The sequence below is a fragment of the Sphingomonas chungangi genome (assembly GCF_013778325.1).
GTDB lineage: Bacteria > Pseudomonadota > Alphaproteobacteria > Sphingomonadales > Sphingomonadaceae > Solisphingomonas > Solisphingomonas chungangi.
The window spans coordinates 646,670-652,777 of sequence record NZ_JACEIB010000003.1 but is presented as its reverse complement, the minus strand read 5'-3'; the positions used below and the strand labels follow the sequence as shown (position 1 = coordinate 652,777).

The window sequence follows — 6,108 nt, the reverse complement described above, 5'->3', positions numbered from 1 at the left end:
CCCCGTTGCCATCCCCTCAACCAACCATCATGAAGGAGCCGGACTCTACCTCTGAGTGGTAACAATCAGGGGCGCACGTCACCTCTTCGTCGTAACTGAAGAGCCGTTCCAGCGTTTTGAGCGGGATCATCGCGACGTAGAAGGCGCGGCTCGCCTGGATGCCGCGGATCGCGGCGAAGGTATACATATTGTCCAATTTTCCTCCTTCGGACTTCGTCCGAGAGAATGCCTCTCTCCCGCCCTTTCCAGCGCGACTTCGAGAAGGTGCCGACCGGTGGTTGATAGCTGTATTGATGCTATCGCATCTAAACACGGTCGTGCAGGTAGCCGGTTCTTTGATATTGCTTGCAGCTTTAATTCCTGTTGAAATAACCGGTCGATCTCTAGCTCATGGGGCAAAAATGCGCCATGAAATCCAAGCCGCGAACATCAAGATTCCGGCCTTGCTTGCTCGCTGACGCCTCAATCGATCGACATAGTCACGACGCCATCACCACAGCGAATGGAGACGAGTTCTGCGAGCCTGCGGCGGGCCCGACCCTTGCCACGGGTTAGATCGGCAGTCGGCTTACCGGGCCGCTCGACGAAACGTCCGTCTTCGACCTTGAAGTGGCCCCGGTTGGCGACGAGCACCGCGCGTGGGTCGCGCCCCATCCAGAGCTGCCCAAGATCAAGCCGGACCATCTCGCGGTCGCGCATGCAGATGCCGACATGCAGCGGGCCGTCCATGATGGCGTCAGGATCAAAGATCGCGATCACGCCGTCGGCATCGGCGGCGTCGATCTCGCGGCAGCGCCGGCCGACCAGGTCGACATCGAAACCGATCACGGCCTGATAGAGGATCCTGTTGTGTTCCGGTCCTTCGCCTTCGAACAGGCTCATCAGCGCCCGCATGTGGGCTGCAACGGCAAACTCTTCGATCGGGGTCATCATCATGGTGTCGGTCTTCCTCGGACCCGCCAGGGGCCTTTCCCCCAACTCCCGGTCCTCGACGGATCCCTGCCAAATCCAATCTCTTCGCTTGCCGCGCGGATGCGCCATATTCGGGAGCAGCGAGGCGGAACGACGGTTCCGCCCCGCGTCCGTTGCTCAGACGAAGCGGGTGCGGTTCGTCCAGGCATCGACGATGATCTGCCGTCCCTTGTCGCCGGTGAAGCCGGCGAACGTGCCGCCGAAGCCGAGCGGCCCGACGATATAGGGCGACAGCAGCAGATGGACGTGCGGCCGTGCCGGATTGCCGGCATGGCCCGGCGCATGCTGGACCGCGAGGATCGGCGTGCCGAAGCTCGCCACCAGTTCACGCGCCATCATCCGCACCTCCTCGTGAAAATGATTGAGCGACCGGATGTCGCCGGGCGTGATCGTGGCATAGGCGAGCAGCGGCGTGCTCCCGTCGGCGCGCACCGCGATCTCGCGATCGATCCGGGCTGCAAACAGCCAGGGATCGGCGAAGCTGTCGTCGGCATCCGCTGGCGCAAGCATGTCGTGGCGCACCGCCGTCACGGCGCGCTCGTCCGGGCTCCAGGCCGGACGCAGCTTGGCGGTCATCATGGCATGGGCACTGTTGATGCGGTCTCGATAGGCTTTGCGCATGACGCCCCAGAGGATGCGATCGCCTCTGCTGCCGGGCGGATCGCCCAGCAGCGGAAACCATGTATGCGGATTGTTCGGGTTCGGCTTATCCTCGGCGTTGATGATCATTGCTCGCGGCCCGGGCGGCGCGACAACAATCGCGGTGTCGCTTGCGAGCTTCGCTTTGCTCTTCGCCATCACGCCATCTCCGCCAGGAGATTGACGAAATCGGCGTCGAACGTCGCCATCGCCTGGAGCCGCTGCGTCACCGTCGGCAGCGGCGATCCGCGATCGAGCAGGAACTGGCCATCCTCCACCCACGCATAGATAAGCGGGGTCTGGAAGGACTGGAGGAAGATCAGACCCGAAGGCGCGAGGCAAAAGGCCAGGTCGTGTGACCACAGCATCTTAAAGTGTGTGGCGATCCCAAGTGCCGCGATCAGGCGGCCGCTGCTGTCAGCGGTGACGTGCAGTCGCTGGCGGCGGTCGCCGATCTCCTCGGCATCCGCCGGGAGGATACTTCTCCCGACGGCGAGCTTGATCAGGGCAGGATCGGAACCGCCGTTGGCGCGGCGCAGTATATCAGCGAGCAGGCGGTGCGTGCGGTCGGTCGTGTCGGTCATGAAGGCTGTCCTCTTTTGGAGTGCGGCCCGACGTTGAGATTTTCATCTTTCCCGGCGAAGCCGACCTTCTCCCCAAAGCCCCTTGTTCCTTCAGCGGTTGTGGCCGATCCGTGCGCTGGTCATCGCGGACTCCGCAGGCGACGCATCGCCAACACGGTCTCGCGGGCGGCGCGGGCCAGGCCGTCACCACGTTCGTCGAGATCGGCATAGGGCGGTTCGGCAACGAGCGTCAGCCCGGCCGCGTCGATCCGCACCGAGGGTCCAGCACCACCAGCCGGCGGCACAAGCCAGCTGCTGCCGTTGACGGCACGATAGCGGCCCAGATCCCACAGCATCTGGACCGAGCGGGTGCGGCCCGTCACTACGTCGATGGTCACGTCGTCGAGGACCTCCGGTGCCAAGCCATGTTTGACAACGACCACGTCGACCTTGTTCAGCGCCGCCGCCGAGATCATCGCAGCGCGGAAAACCGGTAACGAATTGATCGGGGTGGCGCAGAGCAGGGTGTACATCGACGCCACATGGAAACAGGGCATCGGTAGAGACGATGCCGGCTTCAGTATCGCGGTGTCGGCCGCGTTAAGCGCGGCAAGCAGCGGTTGCAGGAGAACGAGCGACGTCGCCGAGGCGAGTTCGTGAGGATGTTTGGGCATGGAAGACTTTCGGGCGCGAGGATCGCCGGGCGATCGTCGCCCGGTTCAGGCCACCCACCTTTCGTCCCGGCAGGCAGCTTCCCGCTGCCGTCCGGCCTCTATTCTCTTGCTAGAACGCACCCGCCGGGTCGCCTCGTGTCAGCCAGAAGCCGGGCATCCGCTCGGCAAAGCCTCATTACGACGCTTGATCGGCGGCTCCTTTCAAAATTGGACCTTCGCGCCACCACAGGAGAATGGCAACACTTGGTGGGTTGGAGACAGGCAGCAAACGGCGAGAATTGGGACAAAGCCGCCCATCAGCTGCGCTCCTCCGAACGACAGCTGTCGCCACTTCCGGTCGTTCGTCACGCGATTAATTAGACTACGGACGCGCCTGATCCGACCATCCAGCGCATCGCTATCACCAGAGGCCGCGGAAAGGACGAACTCAGCCGCTGTGTGACCCAGGCGGGGTGCGAGTGCCGCAGATGGCACAGGCGGCGAAACCCGACGAGTCCCTATCATGAGCCTGATATCAGAACAGGCAGTCAGCGTGGTGGGTCATCATCGCGCGATGGGCTAGAAACGGAAGGTCAACCACGTGGCGGTAAACATGTTGCCCGCATAGCCCGCATTTTTGAGTGCTGAGCCCGCCCGAAGATATTCGAACCGCGCAGTGAGCGACAAATGCTTGTTGATCTGGTAAGTGATGTTGGCACGCGGCTGATTGCCTATCTTGGCGCCGCGTACGCCGGCGGTGCGTGCGAAAAATCCGCCCGTGCCGTTGTAGACGGCGTCGTGCTGGCTATCCCGCCAATACATGTCATATTCAAGCGCGATCTTCAGTTTCGGCACAGGAAAAACGGAAAGATTGGGTGCGACCTCCCGAATGTTGGATGCCCCCAGTAAGGTCGAGTAGCTGTAGAAGGGGACTGTCCCGAAAAGGTAGGTCGCCGCCTTCAGCTTCGAGCCACTGTCGAAGCTGCCCCCGCCGGACGAGAAATCGAGGTGGAGGCCAAGCTCTGGCTTCCACGGCGCCTTCGGGAAGGCGATGCTCTGGATCAGGAATATCTGATAGGCATTGATGTCCCTGTTGGCGAAGCGGCCGTCCTGCCTATCCGCCGACCAGTCGAAGGTGACGGATCCGATCGTTCCCCACAGCCGTGCGCCGTAGATCCTGCGATCCTCGTCGCCGATGAAACCGCCGCGCCGGATGTCATCGCCACGATAGTTGAAGAAGAAGGGATTGAGGAACAGCTTGTAGACGCGGGCCCTGTCGATCGGGCTCAGCAGGACTCCGCCGACGATGCCGCGGAAATGCTGGTCATGATCGGTCGGGTCATCGAAGGCGCCAAACCCCTGCTTCACATAGTCGAGCGCAAAGGCGTCAAGCCTCACGATCCGGCCGTTGATATAGCCGCGCACGCCGTCAAAAGTGGTGTGGATGTTAGGATTCTCTTGATTGGAGATAAGCTGGATAGGCCCGTCGAGAAAATCCTGGCGACCGACGCGAGCGCCGACCTCGGCCTGGCCGACCGGGCGATGCACCTCGGCGAACAATTGCTGGACGATGAGATCGTTCTGATTGGCGCCCGTCGCTATAATGTTGCGGCCCTTGTACTGCGCATCGGCCAACTCCCCATAAACCCGGAAGGAGGAGCCAAAATGGAGATCGGCGCCGAGAAACGATCGGAACTTGAAGGCATCGCTGGCCGTCGCCCCTTTCTTAAGCCCCGGATTAGAGTTGGAATCGAAGCGGAGCCGCTCCTCATTGCTGAGCGTCAGGTAGACATTTCCCTCGCGATCGAGCGGAATGAACTTGAGAGGATCGAAGACGTCGTTCCGCTTCGAGCGATCTCGCAGATAGGACCAGTCCTCAGCCCAGCGCGAAAGCGAATAGCCACCTGCGATCTTCGGCCCCAGGCCCAGGGCCTCGGTCGTGTAGACCAGCGAGCCCAGCGGCGCACGCACGCTCGGCAGGTCGACGACGCTTCTCGGCGCCTCGACGGGCGACGGCACTGTCGGCGGCACGGCATCGACAGCCGGCGCTGTGCCGGCGAGCAGGCTCGCCAGAAGGATATGCTCCATTCCCCCTCTCCTTGAATATATTCCGGCAGGGCGTCGCCTCAGGGCGACGCGATCGCTCCTGCCAGTCCGTTGCGGCCGGCTTCTGGAAACGGGCCGAAATGCGCGATTAGCAATTCCGCCAGCGCGGCCGGCGCTTCGAGAGGCGCGAGATGCGCCGCATCGATCGCCTCGGCGCGCGCGCCGGGTATCTCGTCCGAGAGTATGTCGCCATGGCCGGCAAAGGGAGTCGATGTGTCACGCATGCCGGTCACGACGAGCGTCGGCGCAGCGATCGTCGCCAGCCCATCACGTAATGCCATGTCGCGGATCGCGGCCGCGCAGCCCGCGTAGCCGTTCGAGGCCATGGTCTCCAGGCCATGCCGCACGGTCGCAGCGACATCGGGATGCGTGACGCGATATTCGAGCGAAAGGAAGCGCTCCATCGCCAGATCTGCGATCGAAGCCATCCCTCCGTCGCGCACGGCGGCGACCCGATCGGACCATGCCTGACGGTCCATCGTCGCCGATGTGCCCACCAGCGCCAGACCATCGACCCGGTGGGCGTGACTCTGGGCAAGCTCCATGGCGATCATACCGCCCAGCGATACGCCGGCCACGTGCGCCCGATCGATCCCGGCGTCGTCCATGACGGCGAGTATGTCGCCGGCCAGCATGCCGAGGTTATAGTCGCCCGGCGTCGCCTCCGAAGCGCCATGACCTCGCGTATCGATGCGTAGCGGCCGGAAATGCGGGCGCAGCAGCGGCAGCGTTTCGGCCCAGAGGTCCATATCGGTGCCGATCGAGTTCAGCAGGACCAACGGCGGGGCCTCCGATCGTCCCTCCAGCTTCCAATGGAGCTTTGCGCCCCCATGTGTCGAAAATGGCATGACCGGGGTGTCTTCCGTTGGATTAGGCGAGAAAGGATCGTCCATCGAAATAGGCCTTGCGCCAGCGTATGATGCTGACGCGCTCGAACAGGCCAGCGGTGCTGAAGGGATCAGCGGCGATGAAAGCCTCCGCCTCCGCGCGATCCTCGATGGCGACGATATAGACCCCGCCACCGCGATCCTGCCCGTCGTCGTGCAGCTTGGCCCCGCAAGCGAGCAGCGTGTCGGCATGGGCCGCCAAGAACTCCAGATGGGCGGGCCGATGGGCGGCACGGACCTGCTGGTGGTCCGGCTTGTCCCAGGTTTCGATAAAATAGGGCATGACGC

Annotated in this window: 8 protein-coding genes; all 8 read right to left on the bottom strand. The window is 63.0% G+C overall.

Translation table 11 applies throughout. From position 1 onward, the window contains the following. Window positions 1-16 precede the first annotated feature (16 nt). The 8 genes from HZF05_RS07350 to HZF05_RS07315 all read right to left on the bottom strand — a co-directional run bounded on the left by HZF05_RS07350 (window position 17) and on the right by HZF05_RS07315 (window position 6,103). Window positions 17-196, bottom strand: coding sequence for a hypothetical protein (locus tag HZF05_RS07350; RefSeq protein ID WP_160363704.1), 180 nt, complete (start codon window positions 194-196; stop codon window positions 17-19). 266 nt (window positions 197-462) lie between these two features. Further along, entirely contained in the window at window positions 463-936 is a 474-nt protein-coding gene (locus HZF05_RS07345) for a hypothetical protein (RefSeq protein WP_160363703.1), read from the bottom strand. 153 nt (window positions 937-1,089) lie between these two features. Further along, window positions 1,090-1,770 (bottom strand): hypothetical protein, encoded by a 681-nt coding sequence (locus HZF05_RS07340; protein WP_160363702.1) that lies wholly within the window; start codon window positions 1,768-1,770, stop codon window positions 1,090-1,092. Next, the gene (locus tag HZF05_RS07335) at window positions 1,770-2,195 is read right to left on the bottom strand and encodes a hypothetical protein (protein ID WP_160363701.1); all 426 of its coding nucleotides are present in this window, start codon (window positions 2,193-2,195) and stop codon (window positions 1,770-1,772) included. The genes HZF05_RS07340 and HZF05_RS07335 overlap by 1 nt, the downstream gene beginning before the upstream one ends. Window positions 2,196-2,314: 119 nt before the next feature. Continuing rightward, on the bottom strand, window positions 2,315-2,848 hold the full coding sequence (locus HZF05_RS07330; RefSeq protein WP_160363700.1) for a hypothetical protein: 534 nt from the start codon (window positions 2,846-2,848) through the stop codon (window positions 2,315-2,317). 558 nt (window positions 2,849-3,406) lie between these two features. Beyond that, window positions 3,407-4,846, bottom strand: a complete 1,440-nt coding sequence (locus HZF05_RS07325) for an alginate export family protein (protein ID WP_160363699.1) — start codon at window positions 4,844-4,846, stop codon at window positions 3,407-3,409. A 107-nt stretch (window positions 4,847-4,953) separates the two neighbouring features. Continuing rightward, window positions 4,954-5,781 carry a 3-oxoadipate enol-lactonase gene (gene pcaD / locus HZF05_RS07320; protein WP_160363698.1) on the bottom strand — a complete coding sequence of 276 codons (828 nt, stop codon included), beginning with the start codon at window positions 5,779-5,781 and terminating at the stop codon, window positions 4,954-4,956. A gap of 22 nt (window positions 5,782-5,803) precedes the next feature. Next, window positions 5,804-6,103, bottom strand: a complete 300-nt coding sequence (locus HZF05_RS07315; RefSeq protein WP_160363697.1) for a YciI family protein — start codon at window positions 6,101-6,103, stop codon at window positions 5,804-5,806. Between the last annotated feature and the right edge of the window lie 5 nt (window positions 6,104-6,108).